The organism is Streptomyces sp. NPDC002680, from assembly GCF_042889145.1.
Taxonomy (GTDB): Bacteria; Actinomycetota; Actinomycetes; order Streptomycetales; family Streptomycetaceae; genus Streptomyces; species Streptomyces adonidis.
The window spans coordinates 117,293-144,258 of the sequence record NZ_JBIAQP010000001.1 but is presented as its reverse complement, the minus strand read 5'-3'; the positions used below and the strand labels follow the sequence as shown (position 1 = coordinate 144,258).

The following is a 26,966-nucleotide window of genomic DNA, read 5'->3' as shown; positions in this document are numbered from 1 at the left end:
CGCGTCGTGTCCGCGCGGTGCGGCTGGAGTCACGGCTCTTCCTCGGCGCAACGGTTCGACGAAGGGAGACGGCCGCCCATACGCCGCGATCCCGGTTCCTGATGCCGCGCGTCACACCGGTCGCAGCGCGGCCAGTTGCTGTGCGAACGGGACAACGGGCGGGTCGTCGTTCGCTTGCGCGGCAGACCTCACCCGCCCGCGCATCAGCTCCGCCAGTTCGCCGCCCGCGCGCACGATCCGGTTGGGCAGTGTGTCGGTCAGGGGATCGCCGTTGCCGCCCCAGTCCTCGGAGGCCGCGTACACCGATGTGGGTACGACGACCGCGCGCGCAGGTAGGCGAAGAGCGGACGCAGCGCGTGCTCCAGCGCCAGCGAGTGGCGGGCCGTACCGCCGGTCGCCGCGGCCAGCACGGCCTTGCCGGTGAGGGCGTCGTTGTCGATGACGTCGAAGAACGACTTGAAGAGCCCGCTGTACGAGGCGGTGAAGACCGGAGTGACGGCGATCAGACCGTCCGCCGAGGTGACCGCCTCCACGGCTTCCGCCAGGGAGGGTGAGGGGAAGCCGGTGACCAGGTTGTTGGCGATGTCGACGGCCAGGTCGCGCAGTTCGACGACCCGTGTCTCGACATCGCTCCCGGCGTCGGCCAGTTGCTGTCGGACTGCCTCGGCGAGGCGGTCGGCCAGCAGCCGGGTGGACGAGGGGACGCTCAGGCCGGCCGACACGACCGTGAGGCGGAGTGGCTGGGCGATGTCCGCGTTCACTTGGTCGCCTCCTCGGAGTGCGCGGCGAGCAGGGAGGCGTGCGTGGGAGCCTCCGGAACACTGCTGGGGCGTACGGAGGCGAACTCCTTGCGCAGGGTCGGAAGCACCTCCTCGCCGAGCAGGTCGAGCTGTTCGAGGACGGTCTTCCGCGGCAGCCCGGCCATGTCGATGTTGAACAACTGGCGCTGGTAGTCGCCGAAGTGCTCACGGAAGGACAGCGTCTTGTCGATGACCTCCTGCGGGCTGCCGACGGTGAGCGAGGTCTGCGCCATGTACTGCTCCATCGACGGACCGCCGCCGTAGACGGGGGAGTTGTCGAAGTAGGGGCGGTACTCGCGTACGGCGTCCTGGGAGTTCCTGCGTACGAAGACATGGCCGCCGGCTCCGACGACGGCCTGTTCCTGGGTGCCGTGTCCGTAGTGGGCGTAGCGCTCGCGGTAGAGGTTGATCAGCTTCGTGAAGTGGTTCATGGGCCCGAAGAGGTTGTTCACGAAGAAGCCGTCGCCGTAGTAGGCGGCCTGTTCGGCGATCTCGGGGCTGCGCACGGAGCCGTGCCAGACGAAGGGCGGGACGCCGTCCAGGGGGCGCGGCGTCGAGGTGAACCCCTGGAGCGGCGTACGGAACCTGCCCTCCCAGTCGACGACGTCCTCGCGCCACAGCCGGTGCAGCAGCGCGTAGTTCTCGATGGCGAGCGGGATCCCCTGGCGGATGTCCTTGCCGAACCAGGGATAGACCGGGCCGGTGTTGCCGCGGCCCATCATCAGGTCCACGCGGCCGTCGGCGAGGTGCTGGAGGACCGCGTAGTCCTCGGCGATCTTCACCGGGTCGTTGGTGGTGATCAGCGTGGTCGACGTCGACAGGATGATCCGGTCGGTCCGCGCGGCGATATGGCCGAGCAGGGTGGTCGGTGAGGAGGAGACGAACGGCGGGTTGTGGTGCTCACCGGTCGCGAAGACGTCGAAGCCGACCTCCTCGGCGTGGACCGCGGTCGCGACCGTCGCCTTGAGCCGCTCGTGCTCGGTCAGAATTCTGTCCGTGGCGGGGTCGGCGGTGACGTCGCCGACGCTGAAGATGCCGAACTGCATGGAGCCCTCCTGGGCGAGAGAAGTGCTGTGGTGGTGCCAGGCGGGGGTGTGGGGCGGGCGGTGCTCACCCCACACCTCGTTCTGTCGGGTCGGACTCAGCTCTGGGGGAGGAGTTCCATGAGGATGTTGATGATCTTGCTGCCGTTCGGGGTGGTCCAGTTGTGGGCGAGTTCGGCGAGGAGCTGGTTGGTGGAGGTGATGGTGGCGCCGGCCTTGTCCATGCGGCGGACGGCGATGTCGTCGGCGGTCTTGGTGGGGGAGCCGCCGGCGTCGGCGACGATCTGGACGGGGTGACCGTCGGCGAGGGCGGTGAGGGTGGGGTAGACGGTGCAGACGTCGTTGGTGACGCCGGCGATGATGAGGTGGGTGCGGCCGGTGGCGGTGACGGCGTCGGCGAAGTTCTTGTCGTCGAAGGCGTTGACGACGCCCTGACGCTGGACGCGGGCGGCGAACTCGGCGGGGGCTGTCTCGGCGAGTTCGGAGAGCAGGGGTCCCTGGGCGTACTCCTCCATGGAGGAGGTCAGGACCAGCGGTATGTCCAGGGCCTTGGCGGCCTTGGCCAGCGCGAGGGCGTTGGCCTTCATCTCGTCGAAGGCGATGGAGCCGACCCAGCCCATGGTGCCGACCTGGTGGTCGATCAGCAGCATCGCGGAGTTCTCGGGGGTGAACGGCTCGGCGGCGGTCTGCGCGGTCTGTGCGGTCATGAGGGGCCTCTTCCTGGGGAGCGGACGGATGGTGCGGTGTCGATCCAGATACTTGGTCGACCAATTGTTAGTCGTCAGCGTATGCCACCTGGCATCTATTCCCTACAAGTGGCGAAATGTTTTGCCGCCCAATGCATCGGCTCGGTGGGAAGATCGTGTTGAGCTCACCGCCGACCAGGTACGTCGTCCTGGACACTGTCCTGGGGAGCATGGACATTCCTGTGGGAAAGGAACTCTCGATGGACGAGCAGGATGAGCGTTTCGACGTCGTCGTACTCGGTGCGGGTCCCGGCGGCTATGTCGCCGCCATCCGGGCCGCCCAGCTGGGCAAGCGCGTCGCGGTGGTCGAGGAGAAGTACTGGGGCGGTGTCTGTCTGAACGTGGGCTGCATCCCCACCAAGGCCCTGCTGCGCAACGCCGAGCTGGCGCACATCTTCACGCGCGAGGCGAAGACCTTCGGCATCAAGGTCGACGGCCAGGTCTCCTTCGACTACGGCGAGGCGTTCCGCCGCAGCCGGAAGGTCGCGGACGGCCGGGTCAAGGGCGTCCACTACCTGATGAAGAAGAACAGGATCACGGAGATCGACGGCCGCGGCACGTTCCTCGACCCGCACACGCTCCAGGTGGCCGGCTACGACGGCAACACCCGCACGATCGGCTTCGACCACTGCATCATCGCCACCGGCGCCACCCCGAAGCTCCTCCCCGGCACCAAGCGCAGCGCCCGCGTGGTGACGTTCGAGGAGCAGATCCTCGCCGACGACCTGCCGCGGTCGATCGTCATCGCGGGCGCCGGCGCCATCGGTGTCGAGTTCGCCTACGTCCTGCACAACTACGGCGTGCAGGTCACGATCGTCGAGTTCCTGGACCGGGTCGCCCCGCTGGAGGACGCCGAGGTCTCCGCCGAACTGGCCAAGCAGTACCGGAAGTTGGGCATCGAAGTGCTCACCTCGACCCGCGTCGAGTCGATCGACGAGTCCGGTCCCCAGGTGCGCGTCACGGTCACCGGGAAGGACGGCACCCAGCAGGTCCTGGAGGCCGACAAGGTCCTGCAGGCGATCGGCTTCGCGCCGAACGTGACGGGTTACGGCCTGGAGAACACGGGCGTCACCGTCACCGAGCGCGGCGCGATCGACGTCGACGGCCGGTGCCGTACCTCCACCCCGCACATCTACGCCATCGGCGACGTCACCGCGAAGCTGATGCTCGCGCACGCCGCCGAGGCGATGGGGGTGATCGCCGCCGAGACCCTCGCGGACGCCGAGACCATGGAACTGGACTACGTGATGATTCCGCGCGCCACCTACTGCCAGCCCCAGATCGCCAGCTTCGGCCACACCGAGGCCCAGGCGAAGGAGAAGGGATACGACGTCCGGGTCGCCAAGTTCCCGTTCACCGCGAACGCCAAGGCCCATGGCCTGGGCGACGCGACCGGCTTCGTGAAGCTGATCAGCGACGCCAAGTACGGAGAACTCCTCGGCGCCCATCTCATCGGCCCCGACGTCACCGAACTGCTCCCGGAACTGACCCTGGCCCAGCAGTGGGACCTCACCGTCCACGAGGTCGCCCGCAACGTCCACGCCCACCCCACCCTGGGCGAGGCGGTCAAGGAAGCCGTCCACGGTCTCGCGGGCCACATGATCAACATGTGAGGTCACGGGCAGCCCGCGTCCGCCGGACACGACCGTGCCTCCTCCACGGTCCCGTGCTCAGGCGGACGCACTGCCGGAGCAGGACGAGAAGAGCATCGACGACGCACTGCCGGCCCGGCTCGGCGGCGACAGGTACGAGGCCACCCGGCTGGCGCCGGCCTGGTGCTCGGTCGAGGAGTGGCAGCCGCCCGCGCCGGCCGTGCTGTGCCGCAGTGCCGAGGTGCGTCGTCGGCACGCGTCCGCGATCCTTCCCGCCTGCCGCGACCTGGCGGCCCTGGAGCACCACGACCTCAAGTGCCTGGCCTACGCGCCGGCGGTGCTCGACGACGAGCCCCTCGTCGTGCTGCACGGGCCCACCGGGACCAGGACCGGGACCGGGTTCGAGGTGCGTGTCGGCGGCATCGGGGACAACTTCCAGCCGCACACGCTGTTCGCCCATGTCCTTGGAGTCCCGCGCCACCGCCGCCAGTTGGTGTTCGGTTGCCCGACGCGGTCAGGCCGTTCGGGCGCGGAGGCGGAGGCGGCGCAGCATGCGCGCGTCCTCGAAGCCGACCGAGTGGGCGGCGGCGTCGACCGTGGCGCCGTGGCTGATGAGGTGCTCGGCGCGTTCCAGGCGCAGGGTCTGCTGGTAGCGCAGCGGGGTGAGGCCGGTGGCGCGGCTGAAGAGCCGGGTGAGGGTGCGTTCGCTGACGCCGACGGCCGCGGCCAGGCCGGGCAGCGGCAACGGCTGGTCGAAGCGGGTGTCGATGAGGTCCTGGGCCCGGTGCACGGTGTCGTCGAGGTGGGACCGGTGCCGGAACATGGCGCTGGACTGCGGTTCGTGGCCGTTGCGGCGGGCGTAGACGACCATGTCCCGGGCGACCTGGGCGGCGACGGCGGGCCCGTGCCGGCCGGCGACGAGGTGCAGGGCCAGGTCGATGCCGCTGGCGATACCGGCCGAGGTGATCACCCGGTCGTCGGTGGTGAACAGGACGTCGCGGACGACGACCGTCCCGGGGTGGCGCAGGGCCAGCTCGTCCTGCACGTCGTGGTGGGTGGTGCAGCGGCGGCCCCTGAGCAGGCCGGCCCGCCCGAGTGCCTCCGCCCCCGCGCAGACGCTCGCCACCGATCCGCCCCTGGCGTGGTGGTCCCGCAGGACCTTCAGGGAGGCGTCGGTGATGGCGGGCGAGTCGGCCAGGGTGACGGTCCGCCAGCCAGGGACCACGATCAGGTCCTCGGGGCCGAGTTCGGGCCAGTCGAGCCCGGCCACCAGGGGCAGTCCCTGGGCGGTGGGGACCTGCGGCCGCTCGGCGACGTAGGTGAGGGTGTAGGGGTGCCCGAAGTCGGCCGCGGTGGAGAAGACCTGCGCGGGGCCGGCCAGGTCCAGCAGATGGACTCCGGGCACCAGGAAGAAGACGACGTGGCTCACGATTCGGTCATCATGCCGGAAGAACGGCCGCGGCTTCCACCTCGTCGACCGTCGCGATGGTGGCGAAGCGGCCGGCGAGGGCGTACTCGGTGCGCCGGACGACCTCGTCGGCGGGCAGGGTACGGGGGTCGGCGAGCAGCTCGGCGACGCTCCGGTCGGCGGGGGCGTCGCGGTGCGGGATCGGGTTGGTGGCCGTCGCGTCGACGACGAACGTGACCTGGTAGCCGAGATCGCTCGCGACGCGGGCGGTGGTCTCCACGCACTGCTCGGTGCGGATGCCGCAGACACTGACTTCGCGGACCCCGTGCTCGGTGAGGAGTTGCTGCAGGTTGGTGGTGGTGAAGGAGTTGTGCGAGGTCTTGTGGATCAGCGGCTCGGTGTCCTCCCGCCGCTCCAGCTCCTCCATCAGCCGGACGTGACCGAGGGCCGGGTCGAAGGCATCGCCGCTGCCGGGTTCGGAGTGCAGTACCCACACCACCAGGTCCCCGGCCCGGCGGGCGAGCCGGACCAGTCGGTTCACCTTGTCGGCGATCTTCGGGTCGGAGATCGCCTCCCACAGGGGAGTGGCGCGGAAGGACTCCTGGACATCGATGACGATCAGTGCTCGGGTCATGCCCCAAGCCTCCGCCGTACGAACGGGGCGGGGACAGACCGCATCGGGTCCCGAAGCGGACCGATCCAGTCATCACCAGGTCGCACCCGCCGCCCTGAGCGGCTCGGCAAGCCTGGAAGACCTGCCGTCCAGCGCGAAGGGGGAGGCTGCTGCGGGGCGAACAGATGTAGATACCAGTCGCCGTCGGGCAGCGGGGTCCAGGCCGGGCCACCGAACTCGGGGATCCAGTTGTTCGGCGGCAGCGCGCCGTTGGGACCCCGCCCGGCCCGAAAGACGTACCGCTCCCGCTCCGGACTGCCCGGGCCTGCGGCCAAAGCCGCCTGGAACCAGGCATGTCGGTCCGAGGTGTGATTCGGGACGAGGTCGGCAATGACCCGGATCCCGTGCCGATGCGCCTCCGCGATGAGCTGCTCGGCCTCGGCATCCGCAGGCCCTGCGGATGGCGGGGGCTCTGCCGCAAGAGCTGTGGGACGCGGCGCACCTGTGCGAACATCGGCCCGGCAGAGACGGTCCAGCCGCTGCGCTGAAGGCCGGTCACTGATCGCCGAACCCGTCGGCACGGGTCCAGCGGAGGGTCGTGTCACTCCTGAAGGCGACCTCGTGCCCGTCGTCGGAGACGGAGGCCTGCTCCCAGCCGTCGAAATCCTTCGTGACGTTGATGTCCCACCTGGTGAGGCTGTTGGTGCCGACGGCCGCGATGGACGCGGCCGGGGGCTCGCCGTCGTAGCAGTAGGGGCCGAAGTTCGCGATTGCCGCGACGGTTCCACCGTTCGCCCGCAGCTCGATGCCCTGGCACGCGTCTACCTCGGTGCGGTGGATGACGATCGCTTCGGTCCAGGCCTTCGCCCGAGGACTGTAGTGCTGCTCGACGAGCCCCTTGCCCCGCCGGTAGTACATGGCCACCCGGCGTCCGTCGTCGAGTTTCACCTCGGCGTCGTACGGACTGGGACTGCCGCTCCAGGGGAGGTCGCTCTTCTGCAACTCGGAGGTGTAGGTGGAGGAATCCTCGGAGGCGTTCTGGGAGACGTCGTCGGCCGTCGAGTCGGGGTGACCGCAAGCCACCACGGCCGCCACCATCACCCACACTGATGCCGAACCCCAGGTCAGCACCTGGATACCAGGCCTACGCATGCATGCCTCCCATCACCTCGCCGCAGCATAGGCGGCCCGGCCGTCGCCCGGCCAACTGGACGCAGGCGGCGCCGAACCGGCCCCGGACGTCACTGTGATGACCCGGCCCACACCCTGGCGGCGGCCCGGCGCGGTGAATCGAGAATCCGGTCGACAGACGAGGGCGCGACGCACTGTGATGGCTCCGACTGCCCGCCACAGGTGGCGGGCCGACGTGGGAAGTTGCTGCTGGTGACCAGGAGGATCGCGGAAATCCGCCCCGAGATCGATGCCGCACTGGTCAGACGCCTGGTCGACAAGCAGTTCCCCTGGTGGGCCGATCTGCCCCTGGGACTGCTCGATCCGGCCGGTTCCGACCATGTGATCTACCGGCTGGGCGAGGAAATGTCCGTGCGGCTGCCCCGCTACGCAGGGGCCATCGGGCAGGCCAGGAAAGAGCATGAGTGGCTGCCCAGGCTGGCCCCACACCTGCCCTTGGCCATCCCGGTACCGGTGGCGGTGGGAGAACCCGACTTCGGCTATCCATGGCCGTGGGCGGTCTCCCGTTGGCTGGACGGCGAGGTGGCGACCGTTGAGATGCTGTCGGACTCCTCTCGGACCGCCGTAGAACTGGCGGATTTCCTGACCGCCCTCCACCAGTTCGCGCCAGCTGGCGTCCCGGCCCGGGACGCCGGCAAGGACCTCACCACCTGGGCGCTGGCGGACCGTGACCGTGCCACGCGAGCCGCCATCGAGAGGGTCGGCGGGGCGTTCGACCCCGTGGCGACGACCGAGCTGTGGGACGCGGCGCTGAACGCTCCCGGATGGGACTGTCCGCCGGTCTGGTTCCATGGCGACTTCCACACCGGCAACCTACTGACCGTCGACGGCCGCCTCAGCGCGGTCATCGACTTCGGCGAGCTGGGAATCGGCGACCCGGCCTGCGACCTGACGATTGCCTTCACCCTGATGTCGGCCCGGAGCCGGGATGTGTTCCGTACGGCGCTCGATGTGGACGACGCCACGTGGCTGCGGGGTCGAGGCTGGGCCCTGGCGACCGGCCTGAACGCCTACACCTCCTACGCCGCCGTCAACCCCCAGGTTGCCATGCAGACCACCAGACAGATCACCGAGGCACTCATCGGGTGAGCCTTGACGGCCGGCGCCACGGCAACTGTTCGACCTACGACACCTTGAACTCGATCTGGGTGATGGCCGGTCCGTCGCCGGTGACCTGGCCTTCACTGATGGACTCCGTCCAGGAGCCGTCCTGCTGGAGTTTCGCCAGAACCGCGGGGGACAGGCTGACCGTGATCTGGATGCCGCCGCCGGAGGACGGGGCACGGTCGATGCGGATGTCTTTGCTCATGCCGACGAAGCTACCTCCAACACGCCGGTCGGCATGGGCCGTTGGCGTTTTACCCAAGGGCGTGGGGTTACGGGCCGATCGGTCCTGTCATCGACCGGGACCGGGTCCAGGACGAGGTGGCGAGCTTCCTCGTCGCTCCTCCCGACCGGCTGAACCACCAGACCTCCTGGAGCTCGATGCCGGCCTTGAACACAGGGAACCCCTTGGGGCGTTGGAGAGACCTCCGAGCGACAGCCGGCCGACGACACTGTGCGACGAGACCCTGAATCACGGCCCGCCCGGAAACATGCCATCGCTGAACCTCCCAGTGGCCCGGCCCCGCAGGGCCAGGCCACGATGGGGTGCAGGCGACGGTTGGCGAGACCGTTCCTTGGCATGGGCCGCAGATGGTAGAACGTGCGCGGGTCGAGCAAGATCGCGGCGGGCGGGGTCCTCGTCGCTGAGGGGAGTGGGGCGCCATCACTGAACGCCTGGGTTTCGGGGAGGTGTTACGCGCCCATCGGCGTGCGGCACGTCTGACGTTGGAGCAGTTGGCCGGGGTGTCGGGGGTCAGCACCCGGACGCTGTCGGACATGGAGCGCGGCCGCAGCAAGGGGCCTCAGCATCGGACGGTGACCGCGTTGGCGGACGCCCTCGCTCTGACGGGCGATGTCCGCAAGCAGCTGATCGAGTTGGCGCGCGAGGGCCGGCTGCGGGATCACTGGACGCGTCCGACCGGACTGTGTGAACTGCCCCGGTCGGTCGACGACTTCACCGGCCATGCCACGGAACTGGTCTGGGTGAGCGAGCTGGTGTACGCGGAGAGTGCGCCCGGTGTCGGTGTGGTGGGGCTCGTCACCGGCTCCGCGGGCCTGGGCAAGACCACGTTCGCCGTCCGTGCCGCCCATTCGGTTAGGCCGAGCTTCCCCGACGGAGTGCTCTTCCTCGATCTGCTGGGCATGTCCCAGCGCCCGCTGGCCGCCGCCCAGGCACTGCAACTGCTGCTGCGCGCGCTCGGGGCCGCGGACCAGCAGATACCGGGCGACGCCCAGGAGCGCGCCTCCTTGTACCGCTCGCTGCTGAGGGACCGGCGCGTCCTGGTCGTCCTCGACAACGCCGCGTCGGAGGAACAGGTGCGCCCGCTGCTGCCGGGAGGGGGCGCGGGCCGAGCGCTGATCACCACCCGTCGGCTGCTGTCGGGTCTGGAGGGCGTCCGCAGGCTCGCCCTCGGGCCCCTGCCGTTGCCGGAGTCCACGCGGCTGCTGTCCGGGATCCTGGGCGATCGGTCCGCGTCCGACGGGGAGGCGGCCCTCACCCGGCTCGCCGAGTTGTGCGGCGGTCTGCCCCTGGCGCTGCGGATCATCGGGAACCGCCTGGCCAGCAGGCCCGGATGGGGCGTCGGCGAACTCGTCGCCCGGCTGGCGGACGAGGAGCGCAGGCTGGACCAGTTCAAGACCGGGGACCTCAAGATCGCCAACGCGTTCGGGATGTCGTACGAGCAACTCGCCGATTCCGCGCGGCGGATGTTCCGGCGGCTCGCCGTGGTGCCGGGACAGGATTTCGACGCCGCCCTGGCCGCCGTGGTCGGCGGGGTGCCGGTCGAGGACGCGTGGGAGGCGCTGGACGACCTCGTGGATCTCGGCCTGCTGTACGACAGCGCCGCGGGCCGCTACCGCTTCCACGACCTGGTCCGTCTGTTCGCCGTCGACCGGCTCCGTGAGGAGGAGACGGCGGCCGAGCGCGAGGCGCTCATGGGGAGAGTGACGACGTGGCTGCTGCGGACGGCCACGCTCTCCGGGCGATGGTTCGAACCCGGCTACGGCCGTCCCGACCGGCCCGACCCCGATCTCGCCGTCCTGACCTCTCCCGAGGAGGCCGAAGCATGGCTGCGGGTGAACGTGGACAACTGGCTCGGAGCGATGCGGGCCGCGGCAGACGGTGGCCCCCACTCCCTTGTCCTCGACTGCGCGGAGTCGATGCACTGGTTCTCCGATCTGTGGGCGCACAACCCGCACTGGCACGAGGTGTTCACACTCGGAGCGGAGGCGGCGGCCGCCCTCGGCGACCTGGCACAGCAGGCGACCCAGCTGAACTATCTGGCCTGGGTCCATTCGCTGCCCCCCAGCGATCCGCAGGCCGTGCTGCGGTACACGGCCCAGGCGCTGGAACTGGCCACCCGGGTCGGCGCCACGGCACAGATCGCCTGGTCGCACGAGTACAGCGCTTCGGCACTGCGCCTGCTCGGCAGACTCGACGAGGCCGTCGCGGCGTCCTCCCGGTCGGCGGAGATGTTCAGGACCATCGGCGACGCCGACGCCCACGTCCAGTGCCTCGCCCACATCGCCCACTGCCGTTTCGACGAAGGGCGCCATGCCGAGGCGCTGGAGCAGTACCGCGGACTGCTCGCCGTGCTGGAGGACCCGGAGTCGGGGATGACACCGAGCGTCGTGACGCTCAGCCGGCCCCTCGCGCTGATCCGCATCGGCCACTGCCTCGAACGCCTCGGCCGCCGTACGGAGGCGATCACCACGCTCAGCGAGGGCATCGACCTCCTGGACACGCTCCAGGTGTCCGACTACCGGCAGGCCGGCGCCCTGGAAACAGTGGCGGCCCTGCTGGCCGGCGAAGGCCGGACCGTCGAGAGCCGCAGCACCTACGCGCGGGCGGCGCAGGTCTTCGAGGCGATCGGTGACACCGGGGCGAGTGACCGCTGCCACGCCCTGGCGACCGCCACCCCCTGACCTCGGCCGACGCGCTGCGCGCGAAGAATCCGGCGGGTACTTCTGCCTGCTGTTCTGCGTGGTCCGGCCGCGTCTTCTCGACTTGACTCGGGTGTACCGGGACAGCCGTCAGGGCGCTGTCCCTCCAGGTCAGGAGTGACCATGCCAACCATCAGGAACATCGTTCTCGTACACGGTGGCTTCGTCGACGGATCGGGCTGGCAGGGGGTCTACGACCATCTGAGCGCCGACGGATACAAGGTGGCCGTCGTGCAGAACCCGACCCTGTCGCTGGCCGGTGACGTCGCCGCCACCCGCCAGGTCCTCGACGGTCTCGACGGGCCGGCCGTGCTGGTCGGCCACTCCTACGGCGGTGTCGTCATCACCGAGGCCGGCAGCCACCCCAAGGTCGCGGCGCTCGCCTACATCGCCGCGTTCGCGCCGGACAAGGGCGAGTCGGTGAGTTCTCTCATCGCCGACCCGCCGCCCGGCGCGGCCGTCCCGCCGATCCTGCCGCCCCAGGACGGGTTCCTGTTCCTGGACCGGGAGAGGTTCGCGGCAGCCTTCGCCGCCGACGTGCCCGAGAAGGTGGCGGCGTTCATGGCCGACTCCCAGGTCCCCTGGGGCGTCGACGCACTCGAAGGGGCCGTCTCCGAACCGGCCTGGCAGACCAAGCCGTCCTGGTACCTGGTCGCCACGGACGACCGCATGATCCCGCCGCCCGCCCAGCGCGCCATGTCCGAGCGGGCCGGGGCCACCGTCTCCGAGACCCCCGGCAGCCACGCCGTCTACGTCTCCCGCCCGGCCGTCGTGGCCGCCGTCATCGCCCAGGCCGCCCAGGGCACCGACGGCCGGTCCTAAGGCCTGTCCGGCGGATCAGGCCGGCTGCAGAGAGCGGTGCCCGCCGGGCACCGAGCGGGGCCGGACGCGCGTACCAGGGCCCCCTTCGCCGGCCCGATCCGCCGCACAGGCCCCAGCAGCGAACGCCGCCGCGCCGCGTCACAGCACCAACTCGCCCGGCCCGCAGCCGGGCGAGACCTCTTTTCTCTCCCGACCCACCGCGAAGGAGCTCCTGATGGGCCCTGACATCACCCGCCGCCGAGTGCTCGCCACCGGCGCCGCCGCCGCGGGCACCGCCGCACTGGGAACGCTGTCCTCACCCGCCTCCGCCGCCGACCGCTCCTCGGCCGGAGCCAGGCCGACCATCGTGCTGGTGCACGGCGGATTCGCCGACGCCTCGTGCTGGAGCGGTGTCATCGAGCGGCTCCAGCACGCCGGCTACCCGACCATCGCCCCCGCCAACCCGTTGCGCAGCCTGCCCACCGACGCCGCCTACCTCGCCAGCGTCCTCCAGTCGGTCAGCGGCCCGATCGTGCTGGTCGGTCACTCCTACGGCGGAGCCGTCATCACCAACGCCGCCGCCGGCATCCCCAACGTCAAGGCGCTGGTCTACATCGCCGCCTTCGTCCCCGACGAGGGCGAACAACTCGGCGCGCTGATCAACAAATTCCCCGGCAGCATCATCCAGGCCGCGACACGGCCAGTGCCTTACCCCGGCCCCGACGGCACACCCGGTACCGACCTCTACCTCCAGGCCGACAAGTTCCGGGCCGCCTTCGCCGCCGACCTGCCCGTGGCCACCACCCGCCTCATGCAGGCCACCCAGCGGCCCTTCAGCACCGCGTGCTTCTCCGACGTCACCACCGCAGCCGCCTGGCACACCATCCCGTCCTGGGGACTGGTGGCCGACACCGACAAGGCCATCCCGCCCGCCCTCCAGCACTTCTTCTACGAGCGTTCGGGCGCCCGCAAGACCGTCGAAGTCCCCGGCGCATCCCACGTCGCCATGATGAGCCACCCGGGCACCACGGCCCGCCTCGTCAAGGACGCCGCCCACGCCACCGCCTGATCCGTGACGGGGCACGCCTCCTTCGGCGGCTGCGCGCATGAGGCCGCGCAGGGCCAACTTGCCGCCGCCGGCACAACCATCCGGCGGGGCGAACGGTCTCATAAGTGACCAAACAATTACGGGGGCGACCGTGCAGGTCCCACGCGGCACCCCCGTGGACAACGGGGAGCAGCCATGAAGACAGGCGTGTGCCTGAGGATCGCGATCATCGCGGCGCTCACGGGAGCCACCGTGACCGTCGCCCCGGCCGCGGTCTCGGCGGCGGACGGTGCTGCTCCCGCCGCGTCGGCCCGGGGCCACGCCCCGGCCTGGCGTACCTCTCTGGCGGGGACGCTCTCGGACAACTCCGCGCTCTTCGACATCGCGTCGGTCGGTCCGGACGCCGCCTGGGCGGTGGGATCCCAGTACGTCGACGGCGTCAGCGAGGGCGTCATCCTGCGCTGGAACGGCAGAACCTGGCAGCAGCAGTCCACCCCCGCCGTACCGGAGACCGGGGTGTGGCACGCCGTGGACGGGGTGTCCGCGCACGACGTCTGGGCGTACGGCTGGGACCAGGAAGGCGAGACCCTGGGCCACTACGACGGCAAGCGGTGGACGCAGACGCCCCTGCCCGCGGAGCAGGGCTACGGCTTCGCGAAGCTCGCCGCCGCCCCCGGCAGGGCCTGGCTGGTGAGCGACACCGCGATCAACTCCTACGCCCACGGCGTCTGGCGGAGCACACCCCTCCCAAGTGGCGTCCACATCAACGCCATCGAGGCGCGGACCGCCCACGACGCCTGGGCGGTCGGACGGTTCGCGCTCGTCGGCCAGCCGAGCCGGTCCGTCCTCCTGCACTGGGACGGCCGTTCGTGGACCGAGACCGCGCCGGCCGGCAGCGATCTCGGGATCACGGCCGTGTACCAGGAGTCCGCCCGCAGCGTCTGGGTCACCGCTCTCACGCCGTACGTCGAGGACGAACCGCAACAGACCAAGGTGCTGCACTGGAACGGCCGCACCTGGCGCGATGTCACCGGGCCGGTCGACGGGTTGTGGGCCAGCACCATCACCGGTGACGGCAAGGGCACCGTCTGGGTCTCGGGCGACCCGTACGGCTACGAGGGCACCGCCCTCTACTGGCGCCTGCGCAACGGGACCTGGACCTCCGTGGAGGGTGACGCCGTCCCCGGCGGCCAGACCCAGTCGTACGACATCGAGGCGCTCGCGCCGACCGGCCGCACCGGACAGTTCTGGTCCGTCGGCTCATACGGGCTGATCACCGGGGAGTCCACCTCCGCCCAGTACGAGCTGATCCAGCGTTCGACTCGCTGAACCGCCTGACACATTCGGTCTGGCCGTTGTCCAAGACGCCCGCGCCGGGTGCGTGCCCGCTCAGGCCAGCAGGACGTCCTCGCCCGCCGTCACGGGAACGACCTGCTCGGCCGGCGGCGCCTCGGCCTTCACCGGCGTCCCGAAGTCCGACAGTGTCATCGTCGTCTCGGCCTTGATACCGCCGAAGTAGGACAGTCGGGCCTGGACGGCGCGCCCCTTGCCGTCGACCCACACGTCCGCGTAGACGGGCACGTCCGCGCCCAGCGTCTCGCGCATCTTGTCCAGCCCCTGTTTTGTCCGCGCGGTCATCCGGAGCGTCGCGGTGGCGTGGTCGATCGTGCCCCGGTAGTGCACCGCGGGGGCGCCGTTCACCTGCTCCCTGCCCTCGTTCGACACCTGCCGCATCGCCCTGATCTGGCGGAGCAGGTGCTCGGGGTCGTTCAGCGGCGCCCGCAGGAAATAGCGGCTCAGGGCCTCGCTGCGGACGGCCGCAGCCCACTTGCCCGCGTCCACCGCCCGCGAGCCCCGCACATAGACGGTGTCGCCGACGAAGACCTCCTCGACGGGGTCCATGCCGCTGTCCTCGAGTTCCACCGTGAGCCGGCCCCTGTCACCGGCCAGGTCGAAGGCGCCGGCGATCGCGAACACGTACGTCGTGGGGCTGTCGCCGGACCGCAGCTCGATCTTCTCGGCCAAGCGGGCGCTGTCCGCGCTCGTCCTGTCGATCGCGGCGCGCACGGCCGCCCCGTGATCCAGCGCCTTCTCCGTGCTCTCCTCCGCGTCGCTGTCCGCACCGCCGGAACAGGCGGTGCAGAGCAGGAGGACAGCGGCGGAGAGGAGGTGGGCGCGGCGCATGGGCTCTCCGGGAAATCGTTACTGCGGCAGGGCGGGGCCCGAAAGGGCCTGTAGATCTTCGCACGGAACCTGTGAAGGGGCCCGAGGGTTTCTGTCGTGCCGCCGCCCTGACCCTCATGGCCTCTCCGGACTCGTCAGGGCACTGTCTAGAGGTTGTAGCCGCCCGACACCTCGATGTTCTGAGCGGTGACCCAGCGGCTCTCGTCGGAGACCAGTGCGGCGATCATCGCGCCGATGTCGTCGGGTTCGCCGACCCGGCCGAGCGCGGTCCTGGCGGCGAGGGCCGGGACGACCTCGGGGAACCGGGTGAAGGCGTCGTCGGCGATCCGGGTGCGGGTCGACCCCGGTGAGACGGCGTTGACGCGGATGCCACGCGTGCTGAACTCCTTGGCCATGTACCGGGTCAGCACGTCCAGTCCGCCCTTCATCGAGGCGTAGACGGAGTAGCCGGGCTCCAGGCCGCCCGTCGCCGTCGCCGAGTTGCTGCTCGTGTTGACGATGGCCCCGCCGTCCGCCATGAGGGGCAGCAGCTTCTGTGTCAGGAAGTACGGGCCCTTGAGCAGGACGCGCATGAGCCTGTCGAACGTCTCCTCGGTCGTGTCCTCGATCAACGACGTCTGCGAGAGACCGGCGTTGTTGACCAGGTGGTCGAAGGTGTCGCGCTGCCAGATGTCGTGCAGCACGCCGGCGACCGTGTCGCGGAAGCCCGCGAAGGCGCCCGCCTCGCTGACGTCCAGCGGGAGCGCGACGGCCGTGCCGCCCCCCTTCTCGATGATGCCGGCCGTCTCCAGCCCTCCCTGCGGGTTGGTGCTGTAGGTGAGGATGACTCCGGTTCCCCGTTTGGCGATCTCGATCGCGGCGCTTCGCCCTATGCCGGAGCTGGCGCCCGTGACGACGGCGACCTTCATGGTGTTCCTCCTGGTGTACGACTCGTGAGTGCGGTCGGGTGTGTGGGTGCGCCGGTGGCGCTATGCGGCAAGGTCCGGCAGCAGGAGCCGGGTGAGCCAGGCGGTGCGGGTCCGGCGGGCCGAGGCCGAGATGCGCGCATGCGGGTACAGGGCGTCGAAGCCGTGGAAACCGCCCGCCCAGACGTGGAGTTCGGCCTGGCCGCCGGCCGCCCAGATACGGGTGGCGTAGTCGGTGACCTCGTCGCGGAAGACCTCGGCGGAACCGGTGTCGAGGTAGGTGGTCGGCAGGCCGGAGAGATCGTCGGCCAGCGCGGGTGAGACGTACGCGGGTATCTCCTGGCCGGTGAGGTCGCCGAGGACGGCACGCCATCCGAACTCGTTCATCTCGCGGGTCCACACGCCGGGTCCGCCCGAGTACTGGCGGCTGGAGGTGCTGGTGTTGCGGTGGTCGAGCATGGGGCAGATCAGCATCTGCGCGGCGATCGTCGGCGTGCCGAGGTCGCGGGCCAGCAGGGCGACACCGGCGGCGAGACCACCGCCCGCGCTGGCGCCGGCGACGACGATCCGGGCGGGGTCGATACCCAGCTCGGCCGAGTGTTCGGCGACCCACAGCAGGCCCTGGTAGCAGTCGTCGACCAGGGCGGTGCCGGTGGCCTCGGGCGCGAGCCGGTAGTCCACGGAGACCACGACCGCGCCGAACTCGTCGAGCCACTCCAGAGGGATGTCGATCTGCGAGAAGCGGTCGCCCATGACCATCCCGCCGCCGTGCATCCAGTAGACGCAGGGGGCGGCGGTGGAGGTGCGATCGGTGTTCGCGGGACTGAAGACCGACAAGGGGATCGGGGCACCGTCCTTGGCGGGCACGGTGACTTCGCGCCGGTCGACCTGCCGGTCGGAGAGGAGGGACTCGACGGGCGTCGACGGGAGCCGGCGCAGTTGCGCGAGGATCTCCGGGCTGAGCTGGGACATGAGGGGCATGTCGGCGAGCAGCTCACGCAGTTCGGGGTCCAGGGAGGGTCGTGCCGTGGTCATGGTCGTGGCCTTTCACGTGGGATAGCGGACGGACTGTCTGGTCAGAAGGCGGCCTTGCCGCGGACCGGGACGTAGTCGGTGTACTCGGACTCCTTGGCCAGCAGTCCGCCGATCTGCGCCACGATGGCCTGGGCCGCCTCGCCGGCGAAGATCCGGTGGTGGTCCTCCTCGCTGGTCCACCCCTCGGTGACGTGGACGACGTCGGGGTCGGAGGCGGAACGGGAGACGAGGTAGACGACGCAGTGTTCGCCCGCACCGGGGCTGCCCTCGTCCAGACCGGTCAGCAGCAGGTCGACCAGCTGGTCGCCCATTCCGGGCTTGGCGGTCAGGGTCGCGTTGAAACCGTAACTGACGATCATCGCTGCTCTCTTCTCGGTGATGGAGTGAAGTGATTCCATTGAACCGAGCTGACCTGCGAAAACGTTAGAACGATGCTCGCTCCTACTTGCACGATCCTCGCGAACACAGGAGCCACGGCCCGGAGCGATGCTGCAATGGACGCATGTACCTCGAAGAGCTGCGCACCCTGCTGGCCCGGCACGCCCGCCCCGACTGGACCACCGCCATCGACGGCCTCCTCATCTCGAAGGTCGACCGGCCCGATCCGCCGTCACCTTCGATGTCCGGCACGGTGCTGGCGGTCATCGCCCAGGGCGCCAAACGACTGGCCCTCGGCGAGCGGGTGTACGAGTACGGGCCCGGGCAGTACCTGGTCGCATCCGTCGATCTGCCTGTCACCGGGCAGTTCACCCAGGCCGACCCCGAGGAGCCGGCACTGGGCTTCGGCCTAGTACTGGAACCGTCCGCCGTTGCCGAACTGCTGCTCCAGGCCGGCCCCGGAGACACCCCCCGCGCCGGCGGAGGCGCGCCGTCGGGCATCGCCGTCAGCGACGCTCCGGCCGCGCTGCTCGACGCGGGGGTACGGCTGCTGCGCCTGCTCGACGAGCCCCGCGACCGGGCCGTGCTGGCCCCGCTGGTCAAGCGCGAGATCCTATGGCGTGTTATCAGCGGCGAGCAGGGAGCGACGGTTCGTCAGCTCGGCCTGGCCGACAGCAGCCTCAGCCATGTCTCCCGGGCCGTGCGCTGGATCCGCGAGCACTACGCGCAGCCCTTCCGGGTCGAGGACGTGGCGCGGCTGTCCGGGATGAGCGTCTCCGCCTTCTACCGCAACTTCCAGGCGGTGACCGCGATGAGCCCCATCCAGTTCCAGAAGCAGATCCGGCTCCAGGAGGCCCGGCTGCTGCTCGCCACCCACCCGGGCGACGTCACCGGGGTCGGCCACCGCGTCGGCTACGACAACCCGTCGCAGTTCAGCCGGGAGTACCGCCGCCAGTTCGGCGCCCCGCCCAGCCAGGACGCCGCCCGCCTGCGTCAGGCCGTACGCACCCCGGCAGGTGTCCTCCCTTGAGCCGGTCCAGCCGCGCAGGGGGATCGCCCAAGGGCCGGCGAGGATCAATTCGGCCGTCACATTCCGCCAGTCGGCCACCGCCATCGAGGAAGGCCGGACCTGTCCTCGACGGCGGCATGCCGGCCGGCACCGCCTGCCAACTACCGTTGGCTGCCGGCCTTTCGGCCCGGACTCACTTCAGGTGGCGGCCGAAGAACCGGTTCCCGTCCTCCACCTCGAACCACGGGGTACCGGTGTGCCCGCCCAGATTGGCGTGCAGCGTCTTCTCCTTGGTGCCGAAGGCGTCGAACAGATCCAGCGCCCGCTGCCGGGGGTTGCCCTCGTCGTCCCACTGCAGCAGCAACAGGAGCGGAACGGTGACCTGCCGGGCCTCCTCGCGCTGGGCGCGGGGCACAAAGCCCCCGGCGAAGAAACCGGCGGCCGCGATGCGCGGATCGGCCACCGTCAGTCGGATGCCGAGGGCGGTCCACCCCGAGTACCCGACCGGGCCGCCGATCTCGGGCAGCGCGAGGAGGGCGTCCAGGGCGGTCCGCCAGTCCGGGACCGCCCTCTCGACCAGCGGGCCGATGAATGACTCGAAGATCTCGTCGACCGGCTCGCCGGCCTGCATCGCCCGGCGGATGTCGGCGCGGGCCTGCTCGTCGGCGGCGGAACGGGGCCGGTCACCGCACCCGGCGGCGTCGATGGAGGCCACCGCGTAGCCGTACGCCGCGGAGTGCCGGGCCCGGGCCACCAGCCGGGGTTCCCTCTTGGGCAGGCCGTTGTTGTGGGCCATCAGGATCAGCGGAGCCGGTGCGGCCCCGGAGGATCCGGCCGAGCCGGGCGTCCACAGGGTGCCCGGGATCTCGCCGAGGGTGAATTCGCGTTCGAGGACGCCGTCGTCGAGGCGTTGCTCGGAAGTGAAGTGCATGGTCGTGCCTTTCGGGAGTGCTCAGAGTGGCGCTCCCGGACGACTCAGCGTCCGACCGTGACCCCGGAGGGGAGCACCCATGTCGATACTGCGTTCACGGGTACCACCTCCTCGTTCTCTCGCACGGCCTCGGGAAAACTAGCAGTGGCCTCCGTGGTCCGCCAACGGGTTTACGGAGCCACTCGCCCGAAGTCCAACGACGGAGGAAGATCCCTACTCTGCACGAGTGCTTTCCTACGACGAGTTGACTTCGCCAGAGCGTGAGCTGTGGGACGCGTTCCCCGAGGGGCGCCGCGTGGACCTGCGCACCGGTGTGCCCGAGGACGACCGTGTCGCCGAGGGAGGAGAGTGGGGTCCCGGGCGGACGGTCCGGGCCGCCGTGATCGTGGCGCTTCTCCTGGGCGCGAACACCGCGCAGCCGGACGCCGTCGCGTGCCTGCGGCTCGTCGGGGCACGGATATCCGGGCACCTCGACCTGGGCGGCGCGCAGGTCGCTCACGCCTTCTGGCTCGAGGACTGCTGGTTCGAGGAGGGCGTGGACCTCTCCGGTGCGTCGACCCAGTCGATCGCCATCGTGGGCAGCCAAGTCCCGGGTGTGGAAGCCGGCTTGATCCGGATCGAGGGACGCCTCGACCTGCGACGCTCCCGCATCGAAAGCGGCCCTGCCTCGCCCTTCCACCGCAGGGTCACCGCCTTGTCGCTCATCAACGCCCGCGTGGCAGGGGCCGTGAACCTCGGCGGCGCCGAGATCACCGCACCCGACGAGTGGGCGGTGTCCGCCGGCGGACTGGTCGCGGAGGGCGGCCTCTACTGCGTGGACGGATTCGTCGCGCACGGTGAAGTCCGTCTCATGGGAGCCCAGTTGCCGGGCGGGCTGCACATGCGGGGCGCACTGCTGGAACGCCCCGGCGGGCGTGGGGTGGCGCTCGCCCTGGACAACGCCGTGGCCTCGACGCTCGACTTCTCCGACGGGTTCGTCGCGAACGGGACCGTACGGCTGCGGGGTGCCCGGATCTCGGACAACCTGACCTTTGAAGGAGCCGTCCTGAACGGCCCGCCCGACGGCCACGGCCCGTCATTGGCCGCCCTGTTGATGCAGGCCGTCGACTTCGACCTCACCCTCGCCCGGCCACCGGCCGGCCCCGTGGACCTGCGGGGCGCACAGGTGTCCTACCTCCACGACAGCGAGCGCAGTTGGCCGGACGTGGTGGAACTGGACGGCTTCGTCTACGGCTCCATCAAGGTGGACGAGGCAGGCGAGCGGCGGGAGGCGGTGGGACGGCGCGGCTCCGTGGCCCGCCGCGTGGCGTGGATACGACGCAGCCCGGGCTACAGTCCCCAGCCCTATGAGCAGTTGGCGGGCTGGTACCGGAAGGCCGGCCACGACGACGACGCCCGCCGCGTACTCCTGGCCAAACAGCGCCATCGGCGTCGAACCCTGCCCCCGGCCGCGCGGGTGTGGGGGCATCTGCTCGATGTGACCGTCGGCTACGGCTACCGCCCCTGGCTGGCCGGCGTCTGGCTCCTCGCGCTGACCTTGCTGGGCGCACTGTCCTTCGGCAGTCACTCTCCTCATCGGCTTCAACGAGGCGAAGGAGCCCCGTTCCAGCCCCTCGTCTACACACTCGACCTCTTGATCCCCATCGGCGGTCTGGGCCAGCGCACGGCCTGGTACTGGTCGGACGACGGCCTCCAGTGGCTGGCCTACCTGCTGATCGCCTTCGGATGGGTGCTGACGACCGCGGTCATCGCGGGTGTCAGCCGCACCCTGCAGAAGAGTTAGCGGCCGACAGCCGTCACGGGTCTTGTCAGCGGTGCCGACGACGTGCGAGTGTCCGGCCATGGTTACGTAACCATGGCCGGTTTGCGTGGGTCCGGGAGCCGTCAATATCCGGATCCCGGCTCGTCCGTGCCTCGGCTCAGGTGACGAACCCGCACTCCGCCCGCAGCGATACCCGTCACTGGAGACGACATGACCAAGACCCGGACGAGGTCGAGAAGACTGGCCAGCGTGATCATGGCCGGTTTTGGCGCGACACTCATGTTCCTGACCGCCCCCGCTCCCGCCCTCGCCCAGTCGGCCCCCGAGGCGTCAACCGCCTCCCACGCGCCGGGGAAGCCCGCGGCGAAGGGCGGTACGAGTGACTTCCGCGGAGTGAACTGGGCGGACCCGCGCGACAATTACGCCTCCGACGCGGTGGTGCCCAGCGGGCTGTCGGTGACCGACGACTACCGCACCGTGTACCGCACCACGAACCGCATGGTCCGCGGCTTCAAGCAGAACCTCGGCGCCAACACCCTGCGACTGCCGATCAACCCGGCGACCGTGGGCACCACTTGGTGGAAGTCGTACCGGGCGACGATCGACGCGGCCACGGCCTACGGCGACAAGGTCATCGTCAGCTACTGGGAGGCCAACACCAGCAAGGACGGCCTGGTCGACGACACGGCCGCCTGGAAGACCATGTGGAACACCGTGGTGCGGGAGTACAAGCACAACCCGCGGGTCTACTTCGAGCCCATGAACGAGCCGCACGGCTACACCCTGGACCAGTGGGTGTCCGTCACCAGCGGCTGGCTGGCCCAGCACAAGGACGTCCCGCGCGGCCGTGTCGTGATCAGCGGCACCGGCTACAACGACAACGTCACCGGTGTCGGCGCGGCCCGTGAACTGCGCGGCACGCTGCTGTCGCTCCACTTCTACGGCTTCTGGGCCAGCCACACCACGCAGGCGGACTGGACCGCCGACCTCGAAGCCCGCCTCGGCGAGTACGCCGGCCGGACCGTCATCGACGAGGCCGGCGCCCCGATGACCATCGGCCTCAACTACGGCGCCTGGAACGGCAACATCTACACCTCGTACCTCGCGGCCGTGGCCAACACCGCCCGCAGCAAGGGCATGGGACTGGTGTACTGGCCGGGGCTGAGGTTCGGCGACGCCTACTCGATCGAGTCGCTGGACTCCGAGGGCAACCTGGTGGACAACAGCGCCACCGGAGTCGCCCTGCTGCGCTGGGGCTACGGCTTCGGCAAGACCCCGCCCGTCAACGACCTGCCGCCCGCGCCTCCCGGCGAGGTCCTGCGCGGAGTGGGCTCGGGCCGCTGTGTCGACGTACCCGGCTTCAGCACGACCAACGGCACCCAGCTCGACCTCTGGGACTGCAACGACGGCGGCAACCAGACCTGGAACTGGAACGCGGACAAGCAACTCACCGTCTACGGCAACAAGTGCATGACGGTGGGCGGCACCGGCGCGACGGCGGGGGACCCGGTGGTCATCTCCGACTGCACCGGTACGACAGCCCAGCAGTGGAACGTGAACGCGGACCTCTCCGTGACCAGCGTCGCCAACCCGGCGCTCTGCCTGGACGCGGCCGGAGCGGGCACCGGCAACGGCACAGCCGTGGACGTCTGGTACTGCAACGGCAGCAGCAACCAGCAGTGGACCAGGAGCTGACGCCGACCCTGATCCTTTGACGGGCCGTCAGTGCCGCCGTCCTTCACCTTCCGGTGAGGACGGCGGCGCTCCGGTGCTCGCGCGGACCACCAGCCGGGTCGGAACCAGCGTCTTGTCGACCACGTCGGGCCCGGTACGGCCGATCTTGCCCAGCAGCTTCTGAAGACTGAGCCGCCCGACCGCGGCGAAGTCCTGTCGTACGGTGGTCAGCGGCGGCCAGAAGGCATGGGCCTCCTCCATGTCGTCGAACCCCACCACGCTGACGTCCTCGGGAATCCGACGGCCGAGCTCGTGCAGGGCACGCATGGCGCCGAGCGCCATATGGTCGTTCGCGGCGAAGATCGCCGTAACCTCCGGCCTCCGCCCCAACTCCAACCCGTGCTGATACCCGGACCTGGTGGTCCAGTCCCCGTACAGCACCGAGGGCGGTACGACGCCGGCCTCCCGCAGGGTGCGCCGCCAGGACTCGACCCGGTGGGCCGCGGAGAACGAGGTCGGGGGCCCGGCGATGTGCCACACCTGTCGATGGCCCAGCTCCAGCAGATGCTCCGTGGCCTGCCGGGCGCCCAGGGCCTGATCGGTGTCCACCACGGTGTAGCCGGGGCCGGTGTCGGAGTCGACGACGACCATCGGGACCCCGGGCGGGAGGCTGAACTCCGCGTCGTCCAGGAGATGCGCCTCGAAGATGAGGATGACTCCGTCGACGGCCGCCTCGCTGAGCCGGTCGTACGCACCGGAGACCCTGCCCATGGTCGGGTCCGCGACGGGGATGAGGGTGACGGCGTACTTGGCGCGGGCGGCTTCCTCGGTGATGGCGTCGAGTGTGCGCGTGTTGCCGAACGTCCTGAGCGTGAACGTGATGACACCGATCGTGTTGAACCGCCCGCTCTTCAGCGCACGCGCGGCGCCGTTCGGCCGGTAGCCAAGCGCCTGCATCGACTCCACGACCCGCTGCCGGGTCGCCGGGTCGACATTGCTGTGGCCGTTGGACACACGCGAGACCGTCTGCGGCGCGACACCGGCGTGCCGCGCGACATCCGCCATCGACGGCCGGGGCCGTCCGGACATGGGCTCGCCCCCAATCGCCGTGATCCCTTTTCCCTTTTCCCTGCTTCCCGGGCCCTGCCAACAGCCTAGTACTCCGGCTGCGGATCGAGATCTTCGAGCTTGAACAGCAGTTCGCTCAGCTCTGTCGGCATGGTGACCATGCAGTCGTGCCCGGTGGGCAGTTCCCACACCTGTGCGGGTGAACCATTGGGCTGTACGGCGGGGACCGGCCGCCGTGTGATGCCCTCCGGTGCGAGGCCGACGCAGTGGATGTGGGTGCGGGGGATCGCGTTCACGGCCGGGTTGTCCAGCCGGACCGGTTGGCGCAGGCAGAGGACCGGCTGGTCGGAGAGCATCGCGCGCAACCATGCGACGTCCGCCGGGTCGGTGACCCCGAACAGGCCGAAGGGCGGAGGCATTTCGGGCAGTGGCGGAACGCGCCAGCCGCTGTCGGACTTCGCGGCCAGGTCGATCAGCTGCTGGGTCATGGGCATGATGTCGACAGCGGTCTCACCGTGCTCCGGGACCATGGCGTCCAGGTACACGAGGTGCGCGATCCGTTCCGGGACCTCGTTGGCCACGGACGAGATGACCAGTCCCGCGTAGCTGTGCCCCACGAGGATCACCTCGGTCAGATCCTCCTCGCGGATCAGCCCGACGACGTCCTCGACGTGCGTGTCGAGCCCCACCTCGGGACCGAGCAGGTGTGCCTTGTCGCCGTAACCGGTCAGCGACGGCGCGAACACACGATGTCCGGCCGACTCCAGCAGCGGGACCACCCGCTCCCAGCACCGGCCGCTGTGCCAGGCACCGTGCACCAAAAGGAATGTGGACATAAGGGGGAACGATCTTCCTCTTCGGGACGCGGAGGCACGGGAACATGGTGGTTCCTCTTTGTGCCTCGGTACTCTTTGAGAACCGAAACCCATCGTGGTACGTGTGTGGCACCGCGAGCAATAAGGCACATTTCAGTGCCCCGGTTCTCTGGAGGTAACCATGAGCACGGCGGGCAGCGAGTCGCAGCAGGCACCGCCGGAGGACCCGTGCCGGACCCGCGCGGTGCTCGACATCGTCGGTGACAAATGGTCACTGTTGGTCGTACGCAACCTCAGCGACGGACCACGCCGGTTCACCGAACTCAAGAGGGCCGTCGACGGGGTCAGCCAGCGCATGCTCACCGTCACCCTGCGCAGTCTGGAACGCGACGGAATCCTCACGCGGACCGTCCGCAGCGTCATGCCGCCGCACGTCAGCTACGAACTGACCCCGATGGGCAGAACCCTCCGCGAAGCCACCGCACCCCTCCTGGAGTGGAGCATCACGCACCTGTCCCACATCGACGACGCCCGCGCCGCGTACGACGCCCGCTCCGAATCCCCGCACCCCGACCGGTAGTTCGTCCTACGCGGCCCGGTTCTCTTCACCAACCTCGCCGGGTATTGGCCTGCTGTCCCGCACCACTCTCGCCTTGCTCGCGACCAAGAGCCCCACTCACACCGCTCCGAAGCCGTTCCCGGCAGTGACGGCGTCGGGGTGATCCCCGACGTACGCCCGTACGACCGACTCGAAGTTCTCGTCGGGCCGGAGGCCGAGCGCCGTGGCGCGCGTGTTGTCGAGGACGGCCGGCCATGAGCCCACGATGGCCTCGACTGCGGGATCCGGCGCGACCGTCACCAGATCGGCGACGGCGTCGCCGGCCACTCGGCGCAGCGTGGCCAGCATGTCGGCGACCGTGACCGTCAGCGCCGGCAGATTGACCGGAAGACCGCCTTCGAGCCCGCCCGGGCCACGCTCGACCTCGGCGATACGGAGGATGCCGTCGACGGTGCGACGCGGCGAGGCCAGGGCGACCCGCAGCTCGGGACCGACCGGGCAGACGGCAGGCAGACCGGCGAGCGGCTCACGGATGATGCCGGACAGGAATCCGGAGGCGGCCGCGTTGGGCTTGCCCGCCCGCACCGCGACGGTCATCAGCCGCGCCACACGCCCGTCGACGAAGCCCCGGCGGGTGTACTCGGCGATCAGCTGCTCGCAGACGCGCTTCTGTGTTCCGTAACTGGACTGCGGCGTGGGCAGCGTCGACTCGCTGACCACGGGCGGCAGCGGCAGCGCGGGATCGGATCCGTAGACCGCGACACTGCTGGAGAACACCAGCCGTGGCGTCGGGCCGCTGGTGGCCGACTGTGCGCGGGTGGCTTCGAGCAGCGCACGGGTGGTGTCCAGATTGGCGCTCATGCCGAGGTCGAAGTCGGCCTCGCACTCGGCCGAGACCGCCGAGGCCAGATGGACGACGACGTCGACCGGCCGTACGAAGATCTCCTCCAAGTGCTCGCTCAGGTCGCCGTGTACGACGTCCACCAGCGGGTCGGCCGCCAACGCCGACCCGACCGGGACGAACCGGTCGGCGAGCACGAGGCGCTCGATGGAAGCACCGCACAGCGTGTGCCGCTTGAGCAGAACGCCGGCCACCCGCTGTCCCAGAAAGCCGAAGCCACCGGTGATAAGGACCCTCATGCGCATGCTCCTCGATACTCCGTGACCCGGCCGAGCCGCTCGTCCGGCCCGGTACAGGGGACATACCCGCTCGCTCGGGCCCGGCGCCGGACCAGTGCCGACCTTCGCCACGCACGCCTGCCACAACGAGGCGCCTCTTCCCGGCACTCCTGCCGCGCCCACTCTTCAGGGTCCGAGCAGCGCATGGCTTGGGGCGCACCAGTGCGGAGAGCAGAAG

25 protein-coding genes and 2 pseudogenes are annotated in these 26,966 nt (G+C 70.1%); 11 read left to right on the top strand and 16 right to left on the bottom strand.

Annotation, left to right across the window (positions count from 1 at the left end; genetic code table 11):
- Nucleotides 1-111: 111 nt before the first annotated feature.
- The 3 genes and pseudogenes from ACFYXF_RS00660 to ACFYXF_RS00650 all read right to left on the bottom strand — a co-directional run bounded on the left by ACFYXF_RS00660 (nt 112) and on the right by ACFYXF_RS00650 (nt 2,550).
- Nucleotides 112-761: pseudogene (locus tag ACFYXF_RS00660) on the bottom strand (FMN reductase).
- Nucleotides 758-1,846 carry an LLM class flavin-dependent oxidoreductase gene (locus tag ACFYXF_RS00655; RefSeq protein ID WP_389346578.1) on the bottom strand — a complete coding sequence of 363 codons (1,089 nt, stop codon included), beginning with the start codon at nt 1,844-1,846 and terminating at the stop codon, nt 758-760. The pseudogene ACFYXF_RS00660 and the gene ACFYXF_RS00655 overlap by 4 nt, the downstream one beginning before the upstream one ends.
- Before the next feature lie 95 nt (nt 1,847-1,941).
- Complete coding sequence (locus tag ACFYXF_RS00650; protein WP_389346576.1) at nt 1,942-2,550, bottom strand: isochorismatase family protein; 609 nt, start codon at nt 2,548-2,550, stop codon at nt 1,942-1,944.
- A gap of 239 nt (nt 2,551-2,789) precedes the next feature.
- Between ACFYXF_RS00650 and lpdA the strand changes: the two genes are divergently transcribed.
- A complete protein-coding gene (lpdA, locus tag ACFYXF_RS00645; RefSeq protein WP_389346574.1) occupies nt 2,790-4,202 on the top strand; it encodes a dihydrolipoyl dehydrogenase in 1,413 nt (470 codons plus the stop codon).
- A 493-nt stretch (nt 4,203-4,695) separates the two neighbouring features.
- Here lpdA and ACFYXF_RS00640 read toward each other — a convergent pair whose 3' ends face one another.
- The 3 genes and pseudogenes from ACFYXF_RS00640 to ACFYXF_RS00630 all read right to left on the bottom strand — a co-directional run.
- The gene (locus ACFYXF_RS00640; protein WP_389346570.1) at nt 4,696-5,610 is read right to left on the bottom strand and encodes a GlxA family transcriptional regulator; all 915 of its coding nucleotides are present in this window, start codon (nt 5,608-5,610) and stop codon (nt 4,696-4,698) included.
- Nucleotides 5,611-5,620: 10 nt separating this feature from the next.
- Nucleotides 5,621-6,223: an isochorismatase family protein gene (locus ACFYXF_RS00635; RefSeq protein ID WP_389346567.1), complete on the bottom strand. Its 603-nt coding sequence runs from the start codon at nt 6,221-6,223 to the stop codon at nt 5,621-5,623.
- 143 nt (nt 6,224-6,366) lie between these two features.
- Nucleotides 6,367-6,645, bottom strand: a pseudogene (locus ACFYXF_RS00630) (alpha-amylase family glycosyl hydrolase); the annotation flags it as partial.
- On the opposite strand from ACFYXF_RS00630, the gene ACFYXF_RS00625 reads away from it, so the two are divergent.
- Nucleotides 6,556-6,750, top strand: a complete 195-nt coding sequence (locus ACFYXF_RS00625; protein WP_389348481.1) for a hypothetical protein — start codon at nt 6,556-6,558, stop codon at nt 6,748-6,750. The pseudogene ACFYXF_RS00630 and the gene ACFYXF_RS00625 overlap by 90 nt on opposite strands.
- A 7-nt stretch (nt 6,751-6,757) precedes the next feature.
- Here the strand turns inward: ACFYXF_RS00625 and ACFYXF_RS00620 are convergent, their stop codons facing one another.
- Nucleotides 6,758-7,354: a hypothetical protein gene (locus tag ACFYXF_RS00620; RefSeq protein ID WP_389346565.1), complete on the bottom strand. Its 597-nt coding sequence runs from the start codon at nt 7,352-7,354 to the stop codon at nt 6,758-6,760.
- Between the two features lie 228 nt (nt 7,355-7,582).
- Between ACFYXF_RS00620 and ACFYXF_RS00615 the strand changes: the two genes are divergently transcribed.
- Nucleotides 7,583-8,482, top strand: a complete 900-nt coding sequence (locus ACFYXF_RS00615; RefSeq protein WP_389348434.1) for an aminoglycoside phosphotransferase family protein — start codon at nt 7,583-7,585, stop codon at nt 8,480-8,482.
- Between the two features lie 34 nt (nt 8,483-8,516).
- Here ACFYXF_RS00615 and ACFYXF_RS00610 read toward each other — a convergent pair whose 3' ends face one another.
- Nucleotides 8,517-8,702, bottom strand: a complete 186-nt coding sequence (locus ACFYXF_RS00610) for a hypothetical protein (RefSeq protein ID WP_389346563.1) — start codon at nt 8,700-8,702, stop codon at nt 8,517-8,519.
- Between the two features lie 485 nt (nt 8,703-9,187).
- Here ACFYXF_RS00610 and ACFYXF_RS00605 point away from each other — a divergent pair, with 485 nt between their 5' ends.
- The 4 genes from ACFYXF_RS00605 (at nt 9,188) to ACFYXF_RS00590 (ending at nt 14,618) form a co-directional block, all read left to right on the top strand.
- Nucleotides 9,188-11,422 carry a helix-turn-helix domain-containing protein gene (locus ACFYXF_RS00605; protein WP_389346561.1) on the top strand — a complete coding sequence of 745 codons (2,235 nt, stop codon included), beginning with the start codon at nt 9,188-9,190 and terminating at the stop codon, nt 11,420-11,422.
- A gap of 141 nt (nt 11,423-11,563) precedes the next feature.
- A complete protein-coding gene (locus ACFYXF_RS00600) occupies nt 11,564-12,262 on the top strand; it encodes an alpha/beta fold hydrolase (RefSeq protein WP_389346559.1) in 699 nt (232 codons plus the stop codon).
- A 214-nt stretch (nt 12,263-12,476) separates the two neighbouring features.
- Nucleotides 12,477-13,310 carry an alpha/beta fold hydrolase gene (locus ACFYXF_RS00595; RefSeq protein WP_389346557.1) on the top strand — a complete coding sequence of 278 codons (834 nt, stop codon included), beginning with the start codon at nt 12,477-12,479 and terminating at the stop codon, nt 13,308-13,310.
- Nucleotides 13,311-13,484: 174 nt separating this feature from the next.
- Nucleotides 13,485-14,618 (top strand): hypothetical protein, encoded by a 1,134-nt coding sequence (locus ACFYXF_RS00590; protein WP_389346555.1) that lies wholly within the window; start codon nt 13,485-13,487, stop codon nt 14,616-14,618.
- A gap of 60 nt (nt 14,619-14,678) precedes the next feature.
- Here ACFYXF_RS00590 and ACFYXF_RS00585 read toward each other — a convergent pair whose 3' ends face one another.
- The 4 genes from ACFYXF_RS00585 to ACFYXF_RS00570 form a co-directional block, all read right to left on the bottom strand.
- Nucleotides 14,679-15,473, bottom strand: coding sequence for an LppX_LprAFG lipoprotein (locus tag ACFYXF_RS00585; protein WP_389346553.1), 795 nt, complete (start codon nt 15,471-15,473; stop codon nt 14,679-14,681).
- A gap of 146 nt (nt 15,474-15,619) precedes the next feature.
- Nucleotides 15,620-16,381: an SDR family NAD(P)-dependent oxidoreductase gene (locus ACFYXF_RS00580; RefSeq protein ID WP_389346551.1), complete on the bottom strand. Its 762-nt coding sequence runs from the start codon at nt 16,379-16,381 to the stop codon at nt 15,620-15,622.
- A gap of 60 nt (nt 16,382-16,441) precedes the next feature.
- Nucleotides 16,442-17,413, bottom strand: a complete 972-nt coding sequence (locus ACFYXF_RS00575) for an alpha/beta hydrolase (protein ID WP_389346548.1) — start codon at nt 17,411-17,413, stop codon at nt 16,442-16,444.
- A gap of 41 nt (nt 17,414-17,454) precedes the next feature.
- The gene (locus ACFYXF_RS00570; protein ID WP_389348433.1) at nt 17,455-17,772 is read right to left on the bottom strand and encodes a putative quinol monooxygenase; all 318 of its coding nucleotides are present in this window, start codon (nt 17,770-17,772) and stop codon (nt 17,455-17,457) included.
- Nucleotides 17,773-17,915: 143 nt separating this feature from the next.
- On the opposite strand from ACFYXF_RS00570, the gene ACFYXF_RS00565 reads away from it, so the two are divergent.
- Nucleotides 17,916-18,821 (top strand): AraC family transcriptional regulator N-terminal domain-containing protein, encoded by a 906-nt coding sequence (locus tag ACFYXF_RS00565; RefSeq protein WP_389346546.1) that lies wholly within the window; start codon nt 17,916-17,918, stop codon nt 18,819-18,821.
- A 172-nt stretch (nt 18,822-18,993) separates the two neighbouring features.
- Here the strand turns inward: ACFYXF_RS00565 and ACFYXF_RS00560 are convergent, their stop codons facing one another.
- Complete coding sequence (locus tag ACFYXF_RS00560; RefSeq protein ID WP_389346544.1) at nt 18,994-19,731, bottom strand: alpha/beta hydrolase; 738 nt, start codon at nt 19,729-19,731, stop codon at nt 18,994-18,996.
- A 226-nt stretch (nt 19,732-19,957) separates the two neighbouring features.
- Here ACFYXF_RS00560 and ACFYXF_RS00555 point away from each other — a divergent pair, with 226 nt between their 5' ends.
- Together ACFYXF_RS00555 and ACFYXF_RS00550 are read left to right on the top strand one after the other, a co-directional pair.
- On the top strand, nt 19,958-21,514 hold the full coding sequence (locus tag ACFYXF_RS00555) for an oxidoreductase (protein WP_389346541.1): 1,557 nt from the start codon (nt 19,958-19,960) through the stop codon (nt 21,512-21,514).
- A 189-nt stretch (nt 21,515-21,703) separates the two neighbouring features.
- A complete protein-coding gene (locus ACFYXF_RS00550) occupies nt 21,704-23,188 on the top strand; it encodes a ricin-type beta-trefoil lectin domain protein (protein ID WP_389346539.1) in 1,485 nt (494 codons plus the stop codon).
- A gap of 27 nt (nt 23,189-23,215) precedes the next feature.
- Here ACFYXF_RS00550 and ACFYXF_RS00545 read toward each other — a convergent pair whose 3' ends face one another.
- Complete coding sequence (locus tag ACFYXF_RS00545) at nt 23,216-24,256, bottom strand: LacI family DNA-binding transcriptional regulator (protein WP_389346537.1); 1,041 nt, start codon at nt 24,254-24,256, stop codon at nt 23,216-23,218.
- Nucleotides 24,257-24,321: 65 nt separating this feature from the next.
- Complete coding sequence (locus ACFYXF_RS00540) at nt 24,322-25,071, bottom strand: alpha/beta fold hydrolase (RefSeq protein WP_389346535.1); 750 nt, start codon at nt 25,069-25,071, stop codon at nt 24,322-24,324.
- A gap of 160 nt (nt 25,072-25,231) precedes the next feature.
- Here ACFYXF_RS00540 and ACFYXF_RS00535 point away from each other — a divergent pair, with 160 nt between their 5' ends.
- A complete protein-coding gene (locus ACFYXF_RS00535; protein WP_389346532.1) occupies nt 25,232-25,630 on the top strand; it encodes a winged helix-turn-helix transcriptional regulator in 399 nt (132 codons plus the stop codon).
- Nucleotides 25,631-25,726: 96 nt separating this feature from the next.
- On the opposite strand, the gene denD is transcribed toward ACFYXF_RS00535, so the two are convergent.
- Entirely contained in the window at nt 25,727-26,749 is a 1,023-nt protein-coding gene (denD, locus tag ACFYXF_RS00530; protein WP_389346530.1) for a D-erythronate dehydrogenase, read from the bottom strand.
- Nucleotides 26,750-26,966: the final 217 nt, after the last annotated feature.

What these genes read in the sequence shown, in the direction of transcription:
- ACFYXF_RS00575 (WP_389346548.1), bottom strand. Translation starts at nt 17,413, where the DNA reads ATGACCACGGCACGACCCTCCCTGGACCCCGAACTGCGTGAGCTGCTC.
- ACFYXF_RS00655 (WP_389346578.1), bottom strand. Translation starts at nt 1,846, where the DNA reads ATGCAGTTCGGCATCTTCAGCGTCGGCGACGTCACCGCCGACCCCGCC.
- ACFYXF_RS00540 (WP_389346535.1), bottom strand. Translation starts at nt 25,071, where the DNA reads ATGTCCACATTCCTTTTGGTGCACGGTGCCTGGCACAGCGGCCGGTGC.
- denD (WP_389346530.1), bottom strand. Translation starts at nt 26,749, where the DNA reads ATGAGGGTCCTTATCACCGGTGGCTTCGGCTTTCTGGGACAGCGGGTG.
- ACFYXF_RS00580 (WP_389346551.1), bottom strand. Translation starts at nt 16,381, where the DNA reads ATGAAGGTCGCCGTCGTCACGGGCGCCAGCTCCGGCATAGGGCGAAGC.
- ACFYXF_RS00565 (WP_389346546.1), top strand. Translation starts at nt 17,916, where the DNA reads ATGTACCTCGAAGAGCTGCGCACCCTGCTGGCCCGGCACGCCCGCCCC.
- ACFYXF_RS00625 (WP_389348481.1), top strand. Translation starts at nt 6,556, where the DNA reads ATGTCGGTCCGAGGTGTGATTCGGGACGAGGTCGGCAATGACCCGGAT.
- ACFYXF_RS00535 (WP_389346532.1), top strand. Translation starts at nt 25,232, where the DNA reads ATGAGCACGGCGGGCAGCGAGTCGCAGCAGGCACCGCCGGAGGACCCG.
- ACFYXF_RS00595 (WP_389346557.1), top strand. Translation starts at nt 12,477, where the DNA reads ATGGGCCCTGACATCACCCGCCGCCGAGTGCTCGCCACCGGCGCCGCC.
- ACFYXF_RS00610 (WP_389346563.1), bottom strand. Translation starts at nt 8,702, where the DNA reads ATGAGCAAAGACATCCGCATCGACCGTGCCCCGTCCTCCGGCGGCGGC.
- ACFYXF_RS00600 (WP_389346559.1), top strand. Translation starts at nt 11,564, where the DNA reads ATGCCAACCATCAGGAACATCGTTCTCGTACACGGTGGCTTCGTCGAC.
- ACFYXF_RS00635 (WP_389346567.1), bottom strand. Translation starts at nt 6,223, where the DNA reads ATGACCCGAGCACTGATCGTCATCGATGTCCAGGAGTCCTTCCGCGCC.
- ACFYXF_RS00585 (WP_389346553.1), bottom strand. Translation starts at nt 15,473, where the DNA reads ATGCGCCGCGCCCACCTCCTCTCCGCCGCTGTCCTCCTGCTCTGCACC.
- ACFYXF_RS00590 (WP_389346555.1), top strand. Translation starts at nt 13,485, where the DNA reads ATGAAGACAGGCGTGTGCCTGAGGATCGCGATCATCGCGGCGCTCACG.
- ACFYXF_RS00560 (WP_389346544.1), bottom strand. Translation starts at nt 19,731, where the DNA reads ATGCACTTCACTTCCGAGCAACGCCTCGACGACGGCGTCCTCGAACGC.
- lpdA (WP_389346574.1), top strand. Translation starts at nt 2,790, where the DNA reads ATGGACGAGCAGGATGAGCGTTTCGACGTCGTCGTACTCGGTGCGGGT.
- ACFYXF_RS00570 (WP_389348433.1), bottom strand. Translation starts at nt 17,772, where the DNA reads ATGATCGTCAGTTACGGTTTCAACGCGACCCTGACCGCCAAGCCCGGA.
- ACFYXF_RS00545 (WP_389346537.1), bottom strand. Translation starts at nt 24,256, where the DNA reads ATGTCCGGACGGCCCCGGCCGTCGATGGCGGATGTCGCGCGGCACGCC.
- ACFYXF_RS00550 (WP_389346539.1), top strand. Translation starts at nt 21,704, where the DNA reads ATGACCAAGACCCGGACGAGGTCGAGAAGACTGGCCAGCGTGATCATG.
- ACFYXF_RS00650 (WP_389346576.1), bottom strand. Translation starts at nt 2,550, where the DNA reads ATGACCGCACAGACCGCGCAGACCGCCGCCGAGCCGTTCACCCCCGAG.
- ACFYXF_RS00620 (WP_389346565.1), bottom strand. Translation starts at nt 7,354, where the DNA reads ATGCGTAGGCCTGGTATCCAGGTGCTGACCTGGGGTTCGGCATCAGTG.